We start from the raw sequence: 16,676 nt of genomic DNA, 5'->3' as shown, positions 1-16,676 counted from the left end.
CTGTTTCACCTCCATATGTACTACGTTTCATTTGCCAAAAAGTTTCCTTTTTCTTACGACTGGATAGGTGCTTTGATCTGTTTAGCCGGGGTCAGTGTGATGTTATTTGCGCCCCGCAGTTCATAGTCCCACATAAAAAGTGCTGCCACATGCGGGCAGCACTTTTATGATGTGATTTGAATGATTTAACGAGCTCCAGCCGTTTGCAATTCTTTGTTTTTCTCTTTAAAGCGTTCATTATGTGAGGACACGTACGCCACTTTTTCGGCTTCTGGTTCGATATAAAGCTTTGCGCTATTGAGCGCATTGACTCCGTCAACAAATGTCCCAGCTATTAAGCGGACCTTGCTTTTATGTGTACATAAATCACCTACCGCATAGACACCCGGTAAATTGGTTTCCATTTTTTCATTGACCTCGATCAGTCCCCATTCACCTTGCTTGAGTCCCCATTCTGATAATACACTTAAATCACCTTTCATGCCGTGATTGACGATGACAGCGTCTGTTTCCATTCGTTCGATTTCACCTGTCTCTATGTTTTGGATGGTGACAGCATCAATTTTATCGCCTTGACCATGAAGTTCTGTCAGTTCATGCGGGGTTAAAATTCGTGTGCAAGATGCCTTCATGTTGGCGACGTTTTTCTCATGTCCGCCAAACATGTCACGGCGATGCACGACGGTCACACTTTCAGCAATCGGAACAAGCGCATTTGCCCAGTCAACCGCTGAGTCGCCGCCTCCAGAGATAACAACCCGCTTTCCTGCAAATGTCTTAAGCTCCTGCACTGTGTAATAAAGGTTTGTCACTTCATAGCGGTCTGCATGCTCGATTTCAAGTTTCCGCTGGACAGGAATGCCGTGGCCCATCGCTAAAATGAGGGTCTTCGTCAAATGGCGATCACCATTTTCAGCCGTCAGCAAGATGTGATGATGTTCATCTCGTTCAAAAGACGTGATTTTCTGATTCAGTGCAATCTCTGGTTCAAATGTTTTCGCCTGCGTTTCCAGCTGCTGAATCAGCTGTTCTCCTCTTGTTGGCGGCAAACCCCCTACATCCCAAATGACTTTTTCAGGATACAGAAGGATTTTTCCACCAAGGCTTTCGTTGTATTCAAGTACCTTGGTCTTTAAGTCTCGCATCCCACTATAAAAGGCGGTGTACATTCCTGCTGGACCGCCGCCAATAATGGTGACGTCAAACAATTCAAGCTGCTCTGTCATTTGAGTCCCTCCAGTTTTTCATCGATTGATCTATTTGCCAGTGATATTGATTCTCATTATCATATGTATCTATTGTAGTCTACTCTAGTGAAAGGAATCAATAGCTTTCTGCAAAAAAGAACAGGACGAGCGCTTACTCGTCCTGTCATCCATCACACAATCGTTAATCCAAGGTCTTTTAATTCAAGCGAAACAAGTCGTGCGATCGCATCTGCTCCTTCTTTTGTAAAGTGCGTGCGATCCTCTATGCCTGTTGATAGCATAAAGTAAGAGGTCGTTTTCTCTATGCCGGAAATTTGATAAAACTGAAGGCTTGCCGTATTCAAATCAACGAGCAGGACCTCTTCTTCATCGGCTAGTTCTTTCATAGCGGCACAGTAATCAGGGAAATCATTGATATATTCACCGTCTTTTTCATGAAAGCGGCCGACTGGCGTTAATAAAAGCGGTGTTGCTCCTTTCGCTCTTGCTCCATGAATATATTGAGACAAATAGCTTTTATACGTCGTGAAAGGATCTGTATGCCGCTCGGGCTTCTCCGTTGAAGCATCATTGTGCCCCATTTGTGTGAACAGCCAATCCCCTGGCTGAATGTCAGCCAATATGTCATCAAGCCGTCCTTCTTCAATGAATGTTTTTGAGCTTCTTCCACCGATTGCACGGTTTTCGACGCTCACGCCTTGCGCTGTATAGCGATGTAAAAACTCTCCCCATCCTCCTTGAACAGGACGGTCTGGGTAAGATGAAACGGTTGAATCACCAGCTAAATAGATGGTTGTCATGTTCATACGCCCCCTTTTTCAAATAGCCACCTCTTCTAAGCGATGCGGACATCCTAGTGGCTGCTGAAAAGATATGAAACAATCAGCATCGCTACTTCATTCATTCTCTTTTTGATGATCAAAACCCTGCCTACCAGTAGATGTGAATGGTTTAAATATGCGGCGGAAGTTCTACTTTTGTCTCAACGGCTTGCTTTAACGCCTGAAGCATGTAGCCAATTCCTTTATATGGAGCCAGCGGATAAATCGCTGTTTGATGAGGAAGTAACAAAGGATCGATCACCTTTCGATATTTCTTTCCACCTAGAATCACTAGTTCATCATATGCAGTGAGATGTTTTTCATTAAATTGTTGCCTTAGTGCTTCTCGTGTCATTTGATCAGCATGCGGTGTACCAAAAGCCACATCATAATTTTCATGAATGATCTCATCTGCCTTTAAGAATCCATGCTTCGCTGATAAGATCAGCCAGTCTGAAAAGAACGTTTGGGCATAGCTTTTCGTGCACTGATGCAGCGGACTTAAATAAACAAGATTCGCCGGCTGGCTCCCTGCCTCTGGATGGACGTCCCAAATTTTCTTCGCCCCACATGGAATGATACAAACTCGCTTCACTTGATTTTCTCCTTCCTTCGTCGATACATCCGATACAAGATACAACCTAGCGCTGTGCCAAGTGTATTTAAGAGGATATCATCAATATCGCTGCTTCTTGTAATGATACCAGATTGCGAGAACATCCATTGAAGCACTTCAATCATTGTTGACAAGAAAAAGCCAGCAAGAATCGCCTTTTGCCAGCGCATGATACGAAATGCTTGATATAGAAAAAAACCAAGTGGCACAAATAACAAAATGTTCCCTGCCAGATTTAAAAAAACAAGATTGGGATAGCCGTGATGGTAGGCGTGAAGATTTTGATAAATGGACTGCAAAGGCATGAGGTTGACACTCACCTGATCCCTTGGTGCGGAAAAACGATTTGGAAAGACCGTCAAATATAATAAAACATTCGTATAAATAAATAGACAGGCAAGAACTAATTCTGTACGTAAATAGATAAATCGTTTTTGCTTTTTCGCCTGTCTGTATCTCATATGTAGATAGAGCGGGACGAGCAGGAGAAAATAAGCAATGGAAACTATAGCACTGGAAGTCATACGGAGAGCTGCCCCTTTCTCACATGATGCTTGACCATATTTACAGCTTATTCAGGCCTCCCCGCATCTATTCATCACTTATTCTCATATTCAATGACGAGAATACCATATTGACAAATCGTCATTTTTCAGCTAAACTGACTGACATTCAGTCATTTAAGGTCGGTGAAGATGTGTCGAAACGAGAAAAGATTATGCTTGCTGCCATTGACGCGTTTAAAGAAAAAGGAATTGAAAAGACGACCATATCGGATATTGTGAAAGCAGCAGGAGTGGCGCAAGGGACGTATTATTTATATTTTCCTTCAAAGCTGTCTGTCATGCCTGCTATCGCAGAATATCTGATCTCACAGATGGTCCCCGCTATTGAAAAGGAATTAACTCAGCATGCGGATGTCCTCGATCAAGCAGATGCGCTTGTTGAATTCATCTTCTCTTTTACAAGACAATACCGTGATGTCCTTGCTCTGACCTACTCAGGTTTAGCTGCCACGGAGCATTTAAAGGAATGGGAAGATATTTATGAGCCGATTTACAAATGGGTCGCTGCTTTTTTAGAAAAAGCAAAGCAAGACAAAAGAGTCCGTGCGAATTTGAACTGTCAATATGCAGCCAAATTCATTATCGGTTTACTTGAATCGTCTGCTGAGCAAATGTACTTATTTACAGAAACAGATACAGAAGAGGTTCTGATTCAAAAGCGAGAGGTGAAGCAATTTCTTCTTTACGCACTTGGCATAGAGACACCTTAACTTAGTACAGCACTTGCTGTACGCTCTTTTTTGGTTTCAAAATGACGAATCGTCAGTTTTAGGAGGAAATAGGATGAAAAAAAGCTGGATGTATGTCGCACTCACTTGTTTATTCGAATTACTTTGGGTGTTTGGTTTAAATAAAGCTGATGCTGTGTGGGAGTGGGCGATCATTATATGCCTGATCCCAGTTGATTTTTACTTTTTAATGAAAGCCTGCGAGAAGCTGCCGACAGGGACCGTGTACGCCGTGTTTGCCGGAGTTGGAACGATTGGTACGTCTTTGATGGATTATGCGCTGTTTGGCGGTTCATTTTCATTAGAAAAGCTCTTATTTATGGGCATTTTAATTCTCGGAATTATTGGACTGAAAGTGTCTGATGGGGATGCACATGAGCAGAAAGGAGAAGCGGTATAAATGGGCTGGTTTTTTGTACTGTTAGCCTCTGCCTGTGAAATTGGCGGAACCATTGGCCTCAATATGTTTAGTAAGAAAAAGCAAATCACGACAGGCATTTTATTTGTTGGCGGATTTGCCTTATCCTTTTTGTTTTTATACGCCTCGTTCTCTTCCGTTCAAGTATCCGTTGCCTATACGGTCTGGATTGGACTTGGAACGGCGGGCTCTGTCTTGTTTAATATGATTCTATTTAAAGAGCCGAAAAACATGATTCGTATACTCAGCTTGCTGCTGATCGTGATTGGTGTGGTCGGGCTGAAGTTGTTTGCATAATTGAATGACAAAAAAGGAAGGGAGTCAAAGCCCCTTCCTTTTTTATTTCTCGTTTAATGTGGATCATGCTGCTCGAGCAAGAGATCCATTGCGTAAATCGATTCGCCTTTTTCATCTAATAAAAAGTACACAATCAAAGGCTCTCCAAAAGCTGCTGTTTGCTGCGTGAACAAAACACAGGTGAATTTTTCGATACCAATTGGAAGCTTTCTTTTTAATATAGGATGAAGAATAGGCGAAGTCCGAATTGTATCTACATCAACATCCCAAAGTTCGTTTTTTAATGTTGGATAATGCTCTGATAACAATTGGTGTAACATGTCGGTCGTGAGCGCTGCTTTTCCATTGTACCCATCATCTATTATGTTGGTGTTATACATCCGACGGTTGCTCACCCTTTGAAGCATTGACTCGTATTCCTTTTAAGACAAATCGTTTCTGACCATCAAGAGTACAAGTGATCAATGTCAGTTCATTTTTCCCGCGATCCTTTAGTACATCAACATCCGTCGGTTCAATCGTAGCTGAGCTGACAATTTTATATTCATATGTTTCCGCTTGATGATGTAAGACGACTTTTTCTCCTTTCGGCACCTCTGGCAGCTGCCTGAAAAGACGATCACCTCTATACCCTCTATGCCCTGCAATCGTGAAATTCCCTTTACCTGGCATTTGATGAGATTTGATTTGAGTCAGTGCAATACCTAAATTTTCTTTTGATGTAACTGGAAGCACTTTTTCGTTTAAATCAATTGACGGGATCTCTAGCCCCATCACATCTCGTAGGTCTTCCTCTGACACAGTTAAATGTGGAATAGAAGAAAGGGCATCACTGTCATTTTCTTCAATCATCTTTAATGCCTGTTCCATTGCCGCTGTCTCTTGAGAAGTTCGCCACTCATATATAAAAGGAATGGAGATGAGCATCAGCCCTGTGAACACCAAAAAGCTGCCTAATAAGGTTCTTTTTTTCATCAATACACTCGTTCCTTCCTTTTACTGAATGGTTCTTCTTCTGACAACAAGAAGAACAGTTCCAGAAGCTACTAGTAAAATCCCTGCATACATCAAATAACGCAGCCATTCTTCTCCAGTCTTTGGCAGCTCACCGTTTGAGTCATGAGGCGGATATTGATCCCATTTAGATGAGGCTGGAGGATTCGTGTGTTCCTCTTCATTCTTCACTGGTGCATTTTTCACAATCATTGTCTTGATCTCCACTTCTCCCATTTGAATTGTAAAGATGAGCGGTTTCTTTAAAGCTACATAACCATTTGGAGCTTTCGTCTCTGTGAGTATATACTCACCAGGTTTAAGCCCTTTTACAATGGCTTCTCCGTCTTTTCCTGTTGTCACAGATTTTATGGTTTTCCCAGCTTTTGTACGAATGTCAAAGGCTGCACCTTTTAAGGTTCTATCTGTCTGCTGGTCTACCTTTATGATACGCAGACTTCCTAAGATCAAGTGATTCTTCGCTGTTAATTGAAGTGGCTTCTGCTGATTTTTCTCAATTGTAAACGGGATCGGCTGATCATCCAATTGATAGCCGTGAGGTGCTTTCGTTTCAACGAATTGATATTCTCCCGGTTTTAGATGGTTGATGTGGAGCTTTCCTTTTTGGTCCGTTACAAGTGATGTCTTCAACGTTTTCCCTTCTTTACTCAGAAGAGCAAACTCTGCATTTTCCAGCGTATATCCCTCATCATCCACTTTGGTCAGTTCCACTGCCCCCGGCGTCAGTTTGTTGATCATTTCTACTTTTGCTGGTTTGTCTTGACCTAAACGAATCATAAATGAGACAGGTGTCTGATCCAATTCATAGCCGGCAATGCTTGCTGTTTCGACAAATTGATAGGTTCCTGGTTTCAGTTGATCGACTGTCAGTTGACCGTTTTTGTCTGTCTTTAAGTCTTTCTGAATACGCTGATCATGCTCATCAATCAGGTCAAAGGTCACCCCAGCGAGCAACTGTCCATCCTCCCCTTTTTTCTGAAGCTTCACAGCACTTGTCGTCCGAATATTTTCTTTTGTCACTTTCACCAGTTGATTTGGGTTGAATTCAATCTTAAAGTCTACTGGTTCTGCATCAAGTTTGTGTCCAAAAGGAGCCTTCGTTTCAACCAATTGGTAAGCGCCTGGTTTCAAATCGTTGACAGTGATGATGCCTTTCTCGTTTGTTGTTAAACCCGACATCAATTCTTTGCCATCGTCATTGAAAAGGGTAAATTCTGCGCCTTTCAATCTCTCTTTTTCTTCCCCTATTTTTGTTAGTTCTACAGCACCTTTTTTGAGCTGATTGATGGCCTCCACTTGAATCAACTCTTTTTGACCTAATTCAACTTGAAAGACAATTGGTTTCGCATTCAATTCATAGCCTTCAAGACTCTTTCTTTCAACAAATTGATAGGTTCCAGGTTTTAGCCCTGTGAAGGTGATCTTTCCATCCTGATTGGTTGTAACCCCTTCTCCTCCTGCCACTATCTTTCCTTTGGCATCAGATAGGTCGAAGACAACTCCTTCTAATGATTTCCCATCTTCGCCTTTTTTGTGCAGCAGCACTCCGCCTGTAGTGCGGCTATTTTCTTTTGTCACACTGACCAGCTTCTCAGGGTTAAATGGAATAGCAAAAGTGACAGGTGTTTCGTCAAGCTCATGACCGAATGGAGCCTTCGTTTCAACAAACTGATAGGTTCCAGGTTTCAGATCGCTGATTGTGATCTGCCCGTTCTGATCTGAGACGAGACCCGTTTCAATCTCTTTTCCATTTGCATCTAAAAGCTTGAATTCTGCTCCTTTAAGCACATCATTCTTTTCACCGAGCTTCGTGAGCTGGACAGCTCCAGTTTTAAGATCATTGATTACTTTGATCTCTGCCTGAGTTTTTTGTGCAATTTCGATGGTAAAAGGATAAGGTTTATTTTTCTTTTGGTAACCATCAATACTCTCTGTCTCCACGAGCTGATATTTGCCCGGTTTGAGGTTGTCGACCAAAAGCTTCCCATTTTCATCTGTTGTCAAATCTTTACGTACAACTTCGTCATTTTGATCCGTGATTTCAAATCGAACACCTTGAAGCTTCTTGCCATCTTCCCCTTCTTTCATCACTTCTAATGCACTTGTTTCATAGAGGTTCTTTTTCGAAATGATGACTGGTTCCTTTGGATCGAGTGGTACTTCAAATTTGATTGGCGTTTCATCTAATACATAACCATCAGGTGCTTTTGTTTCAATGAGCTGATACGTACCCGGCCTTAGTTCATTTATCGTGACCTTGCCATTTTCTCCTGTGACAAGCGAACCATTTAGCTCATGCCCATCTTGATCTAAGAGCTTGAATTGTGCACCTTCTAGTCTCTCTCCGCCTTCGCCTATTTTGCTCAATTCTGCAGAGCCTTTTATCATGTCATTTACTGCGGTTACAGTCGTTGTTTCTGTTTGATTCTCTTTAATTGTGAACGGCCATTTTTGCTGATTTAATTGATAGCCTTTCGGTGCGTTTGTCTCAACGAAATAATAGGAACCTGGCTCAAGATGTTTGAAAAGAATTTCTCCTTTTTCATCCGTTTTCAAATGGGTTTGGACGGTATCTCCAGATTCATTTCTTAGTTCAAATTCTGCATTTTCTAATGCTGCACCCGTCTCTTTGTCTTTTTTTGTTAACTTGACATGCTGGCGGATTTCTTGGTTCTGCACCGTCATGCTATTTCCTGTTTTCGCTTGATCTCCTGATTCGTAAGGCTGATCAATCGTTACATGGATCGGTTCTTTGGTCTTCATATAACCATCAGGTGCTTTCACTTCTGTCACTATATAGTCACCATACAAGAGACGATCAAATCGAAGAGCTCCTTCTTCATCTGTTGCCTTTGTTCCAATGACGATACCGCTCGCAGCATCTGTCAGAGAAAAGCTTGCTCCTTTTAGCACTTTTCCACTACTCGCATCTACCTTTTTAATGGTTAAAGCGCCAATCGCTCCCGTGCCATCTCCCATGCCAGCGGTGCGTTTTACCACAATTGAGGCTTCGGATTCCTTTTTTATTTCTTTTACATTTTCACCTCTAAACGTTACTTCGTTTTGAAGTGTACTTCCCACCTTATCTAAAATGAGAGATTGATATTCTAAAATATATGGTCTGGTGATGTCTTCTTTAAATTTGATTTGAAAAGAGTCTGGATCGAATTCAAGGTCTAGCTCATAATTCTTCCCTTTTTCCAGCTCTTCCTTTTTGGTCACTTGCCCCTTTTCATCTATTGTCGTCGAATAGAGATGAAATGAGTTTTCTATTATGGCTTGGTTACTGCTCGGATGGTCTATAATCGTCGCATCTTGGACTGTTGATTGACCAAAATTGATATTCAGTTTCCAATCAATGACCTTCCCTTGCTGATTTCCTGATTTGCTCGTGTATTTCCCTCCATTTGGAATGGACACTACAGCGTTCACATCTGATTCTTTCGTCTTTCCATCATAAAGGGCCGCTTTATTTTCGTAGGTTTTCTGTACTAAATCCATTCCTTCAACACTTGTTTGATACGTGATTTTGTATGGGGAATCAATGGCATTTTTGAAAATGACTTCGAAGCCTGATTCTCCCTTTTCATTTTCAAGGAATTTGATGTCATAATGTTCTTTCGCTAATACCTCTTTTTCTTCCGCTCCATTTTCCCCGCCATGTAAATCAAGCGAGTAGATGGTGATTGAATCTTTAAGCAAACGCTGATTTCCTTGAATGAAATCCTCGATTTTCGCCTCTTCTAAATGTTTCAAGTTATAGTTCACACCGATATTCCAGGTGATCTCTTTTTTCTTTGCATCATATGTTCCGTTCTTGAACCCATTTGACTGCGTATATGTGTCAGGCGTGAAGACAGACTGATTTTCCTTCGTCAATTCCTTGCCATCTTCATTTACCCATTCAAGCTTTACATGATTACGCAAGTTCTTTTGATCTTTATCTGCTCTTTTTTCATAATCAAAAGACGTTGTATATGTGACTACATGTTCTGTTTTTATTTCTTTCGTAAATTGAATATCAAATCCATTTGCATGTTCAACTATTTGATAATCTGTGCCTTCTTCAAGCACTGTATTTCCTGTCGTCACTTTTAAACTATCTTTTTGCAGCGTCAATCCTTCGTTTGTAAACGTATCTTTTAATATCAGGTTGTTCATGGTTTGTTGATCTTTGTTGAAGATGATACGCCATGGAATGGTCTTGTTTTTGTAATTCGGTGTTCCATGATTTTTCGTTAGGATTTGTTGGTCAATTCTTTGCTTCCCTTGTTTGCTCTCTTTGCCAGCTGTTACAGTATTGATAATCTCTTCAGCTTCAAAAATCCGCTCGGTTGCTTTTGTTTGATATGTGATGAGATAAGCCGATTGAATATCTTGACTGAATTGCAAGGTAAACCCGTTCTGTTCATCCTTTTTTTGAGGTTGAACCACATAATTTCCAAACGCTTTTGTTCCTGATTCTTTGCCATCCTGATCAATTGTGACTTCCTTGACTTGAAATGAATCGGATATCAGCGCCTGTGTGCCATTAAAGAAGTCTTCTAACAAAGCATCCTTTTTAGCAATTGTTTTTTCGTTATAGTTATAACGAATTTCCCAGGTAATCGTCTGTGTGACTGGGTCGTAGTGGGCGGCTTTTTTATTTAAAGGGCTGCCTCTAGTCACATTCACTGTTCCTTCTGCTGAACTAATCACTTTATCAGCAGAGACAAGGGACGCTTTATTACGAAACGCAGACTGATCTTGATTCGTCATGTCCGTTTCATACATTAAACGGTAAGCTAGATGCACGTCATCTTTAAATTCAATCGTGAAATCTTGACCATCTGCTGTTTGGCCGATGGTGTAGTGGTTTTCGTCAAGCAGCTGACCAATCGATGTTTCACCATTTAGCTTTGTATCAACACGGTAAAGCTTGATTGAATCTTTCTTTAACGCTTGACCTTCTTGAATCGGATCTAACAGTCTCGCTTGTTTCACATCGTCTAAGTCCATATTAAAATCGACTGTCCATTGAATGGTTTCAGCATTGTAAGATCGATTGGGTTTTCCCTTTTTAGAGACATTTGGGCCATTTGGAAGGTATTGAATCGGGATCGATACCGTATCTTTGCCTTCAATTGGAGTAATGACCACTTCTTTTTCTTCAGTAATGACAGTTTTTTTATCTAATTGCGTCCACACTTGAAGTGTTCCATGGATATTTGAATATTGTTTGATAAAGTCAGTGAATTCGATGGAGGCATTTCCACTTTCATCTACAGAAAAATAACCAATGGTTGCTTGATTAAATTTCATCTCGAGACGATCGATTTTTTCGTAAATCACTAATTCCTCTGGAACCTTGAAATGGAATTCATCACCGCCATTATAGCTATGCCCATTCGGGATGGCCCACTTATAGTTAATGGAAATCAGCGAGTTGATATCAGGCCTATCAACTGAATTTCCTTCCTGATCTTCAAATATCAATTTCGCATCAGTGAGGAGATTTTCTTGTATCAGCATTTGTTTTGAAACACTTTGCAGCCCTACACGCTTAGATATGCTCACTTTGTTTTTTAGTAATTCATCCTCATCGCTTTGTTTCGTTTGAGCGGCTTCTTGATTCTTAGCTGCTTTGTCTTTCTCAGTTGAGGTTGTGTCATCTTTTGGAAGGCTTTCTTCACGCTCGTTTTGCTTTGTTTTCTCTTTTTGCTCAGATATACTAGTGACATCGATGTCTATTGCTCCTTCTAAATTTGGATCAAGCTCAACATCTTCTTTAAATATGACCGTCACTTCATTTTGTTTTGAAACGGTATACTCTCCAACAGATACTTCATTGACAATAATTGGTTCATTCTGCTCCTTCTCTACCTGAATGGCTGAAGGAAGAGAGAGAACATACGGATATTGCTTTTTTAGATCAATTCCTTTTATAGACCAATGGACAGTGGCCTTTCTTACTTGCTGATCTTCCATGTTTGATAACTTGTTTCCTTCGCTATCAGCAAACTCAATATCCCCATAAATGTTTTCTCGGCTTTCTTTGGCTTGTGCCCCTGCCAGAGGCAAGATTCCTAATATACTAGACTGTATGACTAACACCGCGATGAGAGCCAATGACAATATTCTTTTCAATACATCCACCCTTTTCTAAAATTAATTTTCAACAACGATAAAAAACCATTTGTATCTTGTCTGATAAACCACTCCGTTTCTAATCAAATATTTTCTAAAAATTGCACCTTAAGACCCTATGAATAAAATGAGATGATCAATCATGAGCTTGAAAGGTAATCATGAGTAGTGGATATAGTAACTGGATAGGGGTCTATAGAAATGGGGAATAGTGAGAGGGATCATGAAAAAATAAATGTGAATTTTCTATTTATACTGGAATGAACAATAAATGATGTTTACATGCTTATATAATCATATATTCACATATGGTTCGTTCATATGAAACAAGCATGTATCATATGGTATGTATGGTGAGTCAGTTCAGCATCATATAGATCGCATTCCTTTCTACTCCCTTTCATATGGTAATCAAAAAGCTTCTCCGTTTTATTCTTACATTTACCGTTTCAACAGCAAAAAAATAAACAAAATATCTAAAATGATCCATTTTTATAGGATTCATGGCTTACTTATCACCTTTTAAAAGAAAAATATGGAGAATCAGCGCATAACATTTGTTTTCGTCTAATTTTTTTCTCTTTTATCATCAAAAGTGAAGACAAAACGATTTAGCCTAAACATTACAATCATTTCATGCCTATTTTGAGAATCAAATGTTCTTTAAGTGAACTTCATAATATAGAGGCAAGCCAAGGGAAGGAGTTAGTTGTTTGATGGAGCTCATTGATAATAAATCAAAGAGATGGATAAAAATTTTAAAACTGCTTGTATCCAAAAATAAGTGGTGGAGCCTTCAAGAAATATCGAATGAACATATCGGTTCGGTTCGTGCCATTCAAAGCGATTTAGAACAAATGAAATCGTTCAAAACAGAGAATGGAGAGCCGTTAATCCACATAAAGCCAAGACAAGGCATATCCATTTGTTATACACAGACGATACGAGTAGACTACTATATCAAAGAAATTTTAAAAGATACGATTGAAATTCGATTGATTGACGGCATTTTTTTCGAACAAAACAGGTCTTTCTATGAATGGATGGACACGCTTAATATTAGTAGATCCACATTGTATAACACCATTCATAAAATCAATTCGATCCTTACATCCTATGACATCGAGTTACGCCCAGATAGTATGCAGTTCCATGGGAATGAGAAGGAGATTCGTCAATTCTTTGTTGAGTTTTTGTTTGAAGTGTATGGAAGCCGGCTTTGGCCATTCGATGATATTCAAAAGCAAGACGCAGTTGATTTATTACAAGAGCTATTTCAGGTGCTCGAAGTCAATGTACCAGATGTGGCTATAGATAAATACTGCCTGTGGCTCGGTGTTTCCATTCACCGAGTGAGGAAAAATTTTACCATACGACGCAATTATACGTACTCGATGAATGAAGAAAAACAGACCTCTACAGCCAAAGGTATCTATAATCAAATCAAAAACTGGGAAGAGCACATTTGCCAAATGACAAAGGACATTTTTGGTATTACACTGGATCATCACGAATTTGTCTTTTTACTATTGATCGAACCAGCTATTGGCCACTTTAAATCAATTGAATCTGTCGAAGAAAAGTTGACGTTCTTTCAATCGCATACACCACACCTCTTTGAAGCCATTCATTCATTTATCAATCAATTGGAGTTGATTTATCATCAAGAGGTGGCTAATCGCAAGGTGATGACACTGATTCTTCTCCAATATTATGTGTATTCTAAGGAAATTACCGTGAGAGATGGATTCCTTTTCAAAAAGAAATCGAGTTATTTATCAGAGGTGAAAGAGCAGCTTCCTTACTTCTATTCGAGGATTACTCATATCATCCAAGAGTTAAAAACAGACGATATACTCGCTTCTTTTGTGAAAAATGAACGGGAATTGATCCGTATCATTACGTCTACCTGGAGAGGGCTTGTTCAATTTGAAATGGAGCGAAGAAACGTGTTGAACATATTTGTTATTTCAACATTAGGCTATTATCATAGTTTGTTTATAGCAGATTTAATTAAATTAAGCGTGCCTCCTCTCATTCACACTTTTACAAGTCCAGAAAATACATTAAATGATGTAACGATGGATCAACTTGGGATTGATATGATCGTGACCGATACCGAGCTCCCTATTCAATTTGGACGATATACACTGCTGATCAGCTCTTTTCCAACAAAGAAAGAATTGGACAACTTGAACCGAAGATTGGTTGATATGATCGACTAATGTTCATCAAAAAAAGCTGCTTGAGAGCTTCTCAAGCAGCTTTTTGCTTCTGTATTAATGAAGCACGATTTGTTCATTCATCAAATCAATGGCGTAAAGTGATTGCTCATATTCATCTAATAGAAGGTATACTTTGAGCGGTGCAGCGGTTTGATCTGTCTGCTGCGTGAATAGTACACAAGTGAATTTTTCGATCCCCTCTGGCAGCTTGCTTTTCAGAAAAGGATGAAGAATAGGAGAGATTCGAAGGGTATCAACATCTTTCAGCCAAAGTTCATCTTGTAACGCAGGATAATGGTCAACCAAAAACTGACGAAACACTTCCAATGTACTCAAGGTAGATATCCTCACTTTCTTCTATCATGGCTTCAAGCTTACCTAAAACAAACATATTCAAAGTCATCCTAAGATGTCAGTCCACCAAATGTCGTATACTACTAGAGACACGATTTCATTTTTCTTCAAAAAGCATTGTAGATCATGTTTACTGTCATGAGTGTTTACTATGTATGACGTCTACTATATTCCAACCGATGGACCTATGATCATATTCTTATCTGTTTCTTTCGTGATGAAACGACAACTTCCTGCTACAAAATTCCAAATTTCTTCAAAAAATTGGTGCAATGAGACAAAAAAGAACAGCTCCTCACTGTTCTTTCAGACATTATGAGAGGTCTTTCAAAGAAAACACTTCGCCGCTCTCTGAATCAATACCATCATGGCAATCGAGCTTTCCGCATAGAACATATTGTTTTTGCACTTCGTCATAGACGTAGATAGGTGTCAGTTCAAGACGTTCTCTCAATTTTTCAAAGGCTTCTTTCTGAGATACAGTAATTTCACTTGCCGATTGAGAGGGACTCAGTATCCCGCACACTTGAAACATTTCTTTTTTATCTATGTAATTAACGGCTTCAAACGAGCTGGCGTCAATGAAGACCTTGATCTTGTCCATAAATCCACTGCCTTCTTGCCCGTTCGTTTTTAATATCGCATGGATGTATCCATGATCACGATGGAGTGTTTTCAGAACCCACTTTCCTGTATCCTTTGAATATTTTTGCGCCAAAAAGGTTCGGACTGCTTTTATACACTCAGTTTGCTCTTCTTTTGATATCGGGATGGTATCCGGTGAAGGCTCCAATGAGAAAGCTTGTTCAGCTGAAATGTCCTCATGGATATTCATTTCCTTTTTTTCAAAGGCTTTGTTTAACGGTTCATTCCATTCAATGATCTCATTCATGTGTATACAAAGTGTTTCTTCACGCCCAATTTCAAACGGTATAGTTCCTGTTCCATCGTTCTTGACATAGATTTCTTCTAATGCATAAATTGTTCGAATTCGATTGTGCTCGAAGGAAGGCCATTGAAACTGCTGCACTTGCTGCTCGGCTAAGTTCTCCAGCTTATCAATAGAAAGCACATATTCCTCAGCTCTCAGTAATGTTTTGGCTAAAAATGGTCCGTGGTGTGTAAAGTACATGAGCTGTCCATGTTCATCCCATTTCACCTCAATTCTGCCTGAAGGCGTCACTTTCACACCATCTATTGCTTCTTCGAAAAAAAGTCCCCCTTTCTCCTTCTGATGCATGTGAAAATGCTCACCATAGATTAACCCTGTTTCTTGTTCGATCCATTGAATGACATGAGCTGGATATGGTCTCTTAAATGTGACACCATGCTGCGCATAGGTTTTGTCCATGACAAAAATAACTGTTTCCACCTGTCCCGTATTCAAATTCACTTCAATAATGGCTGTGCCGTCTGGGTTTAAATCGTCGTCCTCAGGTTCCGTTTCATGAGAGGGGAACCATTCCATATTGAATCTATAAATCGTTTCATTAAACATGTTGACGTAACGATGAAAGCTGTGTCTTTTTAGATGATAAAGATCTAAGCCAAATTTCGCCTTTGTCTGATCAATCAGTTGTTGTATGTTTGCATTCAATGGATTCACCTCAAATTGGTTAAGTTTTATGGAAGAACAAAAATAACGATAAAGATGAAGATGATGATTACTGACAAGAATCCTAAAGCAATTCCCATTATGTTTGACTCTTTTGTATAGCCTGTTAATTCTCCATCAGTCGATCGGTCGATTTTTCTAAAGCGAAAAAGCATGCTTATATTGATAAGAGCTAGAGCCATAATCAATAAGAAAAGTAGAAATAAAGGTTGGATATCAAAGAATGGGTTCGATACATCTTGGAAGCTAAAAGACTGAAAGAACATAAGCCCACTCAATATCAGTTTCCAAACATTATCCATCTTCTGTTCTTTCTCCCACTCTTTCCCCAATTTTTCTTTTTCATAAATAGCTATCTGCTCGAAAATTGGAATGAAAGACTTTGTTGATCCTTTTTTAATAAAACCATAAATGCTTTGAAGGAGCATTAAAATTCCTAAACAAAGAAAGAAATGTGTAAATCGAATTTCAACAATTTGGATCAACATAAAAAAAGCGACGATTATGATAGCGGCTATTAAATTAGAGACAGCTATTTGTTTCGTCCTCATCTTTTTCAGTGCAGCTTGTTCCATGTAATACTCCTCTCCGTTTTAAATGTTTCTGTTGAACGCTCTATCTTTATTACGATTTTACCGAAAAAATGTTTCAATATTTTCCCTTTCTACTGTCAATTCGGCTTTTTTCG

Annotated in this window: 14 protein-coding genes and 1 pseudogene; 5 read left to right on the top strand and 10 right to left on the bottom strand. The window is 39.6% G+C overall.

Going from position 1 to position 16,676, the window contains the following annotated elements; translation table 11 throughout:
* Window positions 1-36: 36 nt before the first annotated feature.
* Window positions 37-126 (top strand): annotated as a pseudogene (locus C6344_RS19270) (YnfA family protein); the annotation flags it as partial.
* 59 nt (window positions 127-185) lie between these two features.
* On the opposite strand, the gene C6344_RS17565 reads toward C6344_RS19270, so the two are convergent.
* From C6344_RS17565 to C6344_RS17550, 4 genes are all read right to left on the bottom strand, one after another.
* On the bottom strand, window positions 186-1,226 hold the full coding sequence (locus C6344_RS17565) for an NAD(P)/FAD-dependent oxidoreductase (protein ID WP_060595800.1): 1,041 nt from the start codon (window positions 1,224-1,226) through the stop codon (window positions 186-188).
* Between the two features lie 152 nt (window positions 1,227-1,378).
* Complete coding sequence (locus C6344_RS17560) at window positions 1,379-2,008, bottom strand: rhamnogalacturonan acetylesterase (protein WP_034665049.1); 630 nt, start codon at window positions 2,006-2,008, stop codon at window positions 1,379-1,381.
* 151 nt (window positions 2,009-2,159) lie between these two features.
* Window positions 2,160-2,624: a DUF6884 domain-containing protein gene (locus C6344_RS17555; protein ID WP_106039432.1), complete on the bottom strand. Its 465-nt coding sequence runs from the start codon at window positions 2,622-2,624 to the stop codon at window positions 2,160-2,162.
* A complete protein-coding gene (locus C6344_RS17550) occupies window positions 2,621-3,169 on the bottom strand; it encodes a VanZ family protein (RefSeq protein WP_106039433.1) in 549 nt (182 codons plus the stop codon). The genes C6344_RS17555 and C6344_RS17550 overlap by 4 nt, the downstream gene beginning before the upstream one ends.
* A gap of 173 nt (window positions 3,170-3,342) precedes the next feature.
* On the opposite strand from C6344_RS17550, the gene C6344_RS17545 reads away from it, so the two are divergent.
* From C6344_RS17545 to C6344_RS17535, 3 genes are all read left to right on the top strand, one after another.
* Entirely contained in the window at window positions 3,343-3,921 is a 579-nt protein-coding gene (locus C6344_RS17545; protein WP_060595824.1) for a TetR/AcrR family transcriptional regulator, read from the top strand.
* Window positions 3,922-3,994: 73 nt separating this feature from the next.
* Window positions 3,995-4,339 (top strand): DMT family transporter, encoded by a 345-nt coding sequence (locus C6344_RS17540; RefSeq protein WP_017358819.1) that lies wholly within the window; start codon window positions 3,995-3,997, stop codon window positions 4,337-4,339.
* A complete protein-coding gene (locus tag C6344_RS17535) occupies window positions 4,340-4,654 on the top strand; it encodes a DMT family transporter (RefSeq protein WP_003217878.1) in 315 nt (104 codons plus the stop codon). It begins immediately after the preceding gene.
* Window positions 4,655-4,707: 53 nt separating this feature from the next.
* Here C6344_RS17535 and C6344_RS17530 read toward each other — a convergent pair whose 3' ends face one another.
* From C6344_RS17530 to C6344_RS17520, 3 genes are read right to left on the bottom strand one after another with little or no spacing between them, the layout of a single operon-like run.
* Entirely contained in the window at window positions 4,708-5,034 is a 327-nt protein-coding gene (locus C6344_RS17530) for a hypothetical protein (protein ID WP_066031151.1), read from the bottom strand.
* On the bottom strand, window positions 5,027-5,629 hold the full coding sequence (locus tag C6344_RS17525; RefSeq protein WP_066031777.1) for a class D sortase: 603 nt from the start codon (window positions 5,627-5,629) through the stop codon (window positions 5,027-5,029). Before C6344_RS17525 ends, C6344_RS17530 begins: the two co-directional genes overlap by 8 nt.
* Window positions 5,630-5,650: 21 nt before the next feature.
* Complete coding sequence (locus tag C6344_RS17520) at window positions 5,651-11,803, bottom strand: SpaA isopeptide-forming pilin-related protein (protein ID WP_223254346.1); 6,153 nt, start codon at window positions 11,801-11,803, stop codon at window positions 5,651-5,653.
* Window positions 11,804-12,510: 707 nt separating this feature from the next.
* Between C6344_RS17520 and C6344_RS17515 the strand changes: the two genes are divergently transcribed.
* Window positions 12,511-14,019, top strand: a complete 1,509-nt coding sequence (locus tag C6344_RS17515) for an AcpB/EbpR/MafR family transcriptional regulator (RefSeq protein ID WP_060595796.1) — start codon at window positions 12,511-12,513, stop codon at window positions 14,017-14,019.
* Between the two features lie 54 nt (window positions 14,020-14,073).
* Here C6344_RS17515 and C6344_RS17510 read toward each other — a convergent pair whose 3' ends face one another.
* From C6344_RS17510 to C6344_RS17500, 3 genes are all read right to left on the bottom strand, one after another.
* Window positions 14,074-14,355 carry a hypothetical protein gene (locus C6344_RS17510; protein WP_003217864.1) on the bottom strand — a complete coding sequence of 94 codons (282 nt, stop codon included), beginning with the start codon at window positions 14,353-14,355 and terminating at the stop codon, window positions 14,074-14,076.
* A gap of 331 nt (window positions 14,356-14,686) precedes the next feature.
* Window positions 14,687-15,979: a hypothetical protein gene (locus C6344_RS17505; RefSeq protein WP_223254345.1), complete on the bottom strand. Its 1,293-nt coding sequence runs from the start codon at window positions 15,977-15,979 to the stop codon at window positions 14,687-14,689.
* Between the two features lie 17 nt (window positions 15,980-15,996).
* Window positions 15,997-16,563, bottom strand: a complete 567-nt coding sequence (locus C6344_RS17500) for a hypothetical protein (protein ID WP_106072569.1) — start codon at window positions 16,561-16,563, stop codon at window positions 15,997-15,999.
* Window positions 16,564-16,676: the final 113 nt, after the last annotated feature.

Source organism: Bacillus sp. GBSW19 (assembly GCF_002998655.1).
GTDB lineage: Bacteria > Bacillota > Bacilli > Bacillales > Bacillaceae > Bacillus.
Note: the sequence above shows the minus strand (reverse complement) of the source record. Positions and strands in the feature narration are given on the sequence as shown.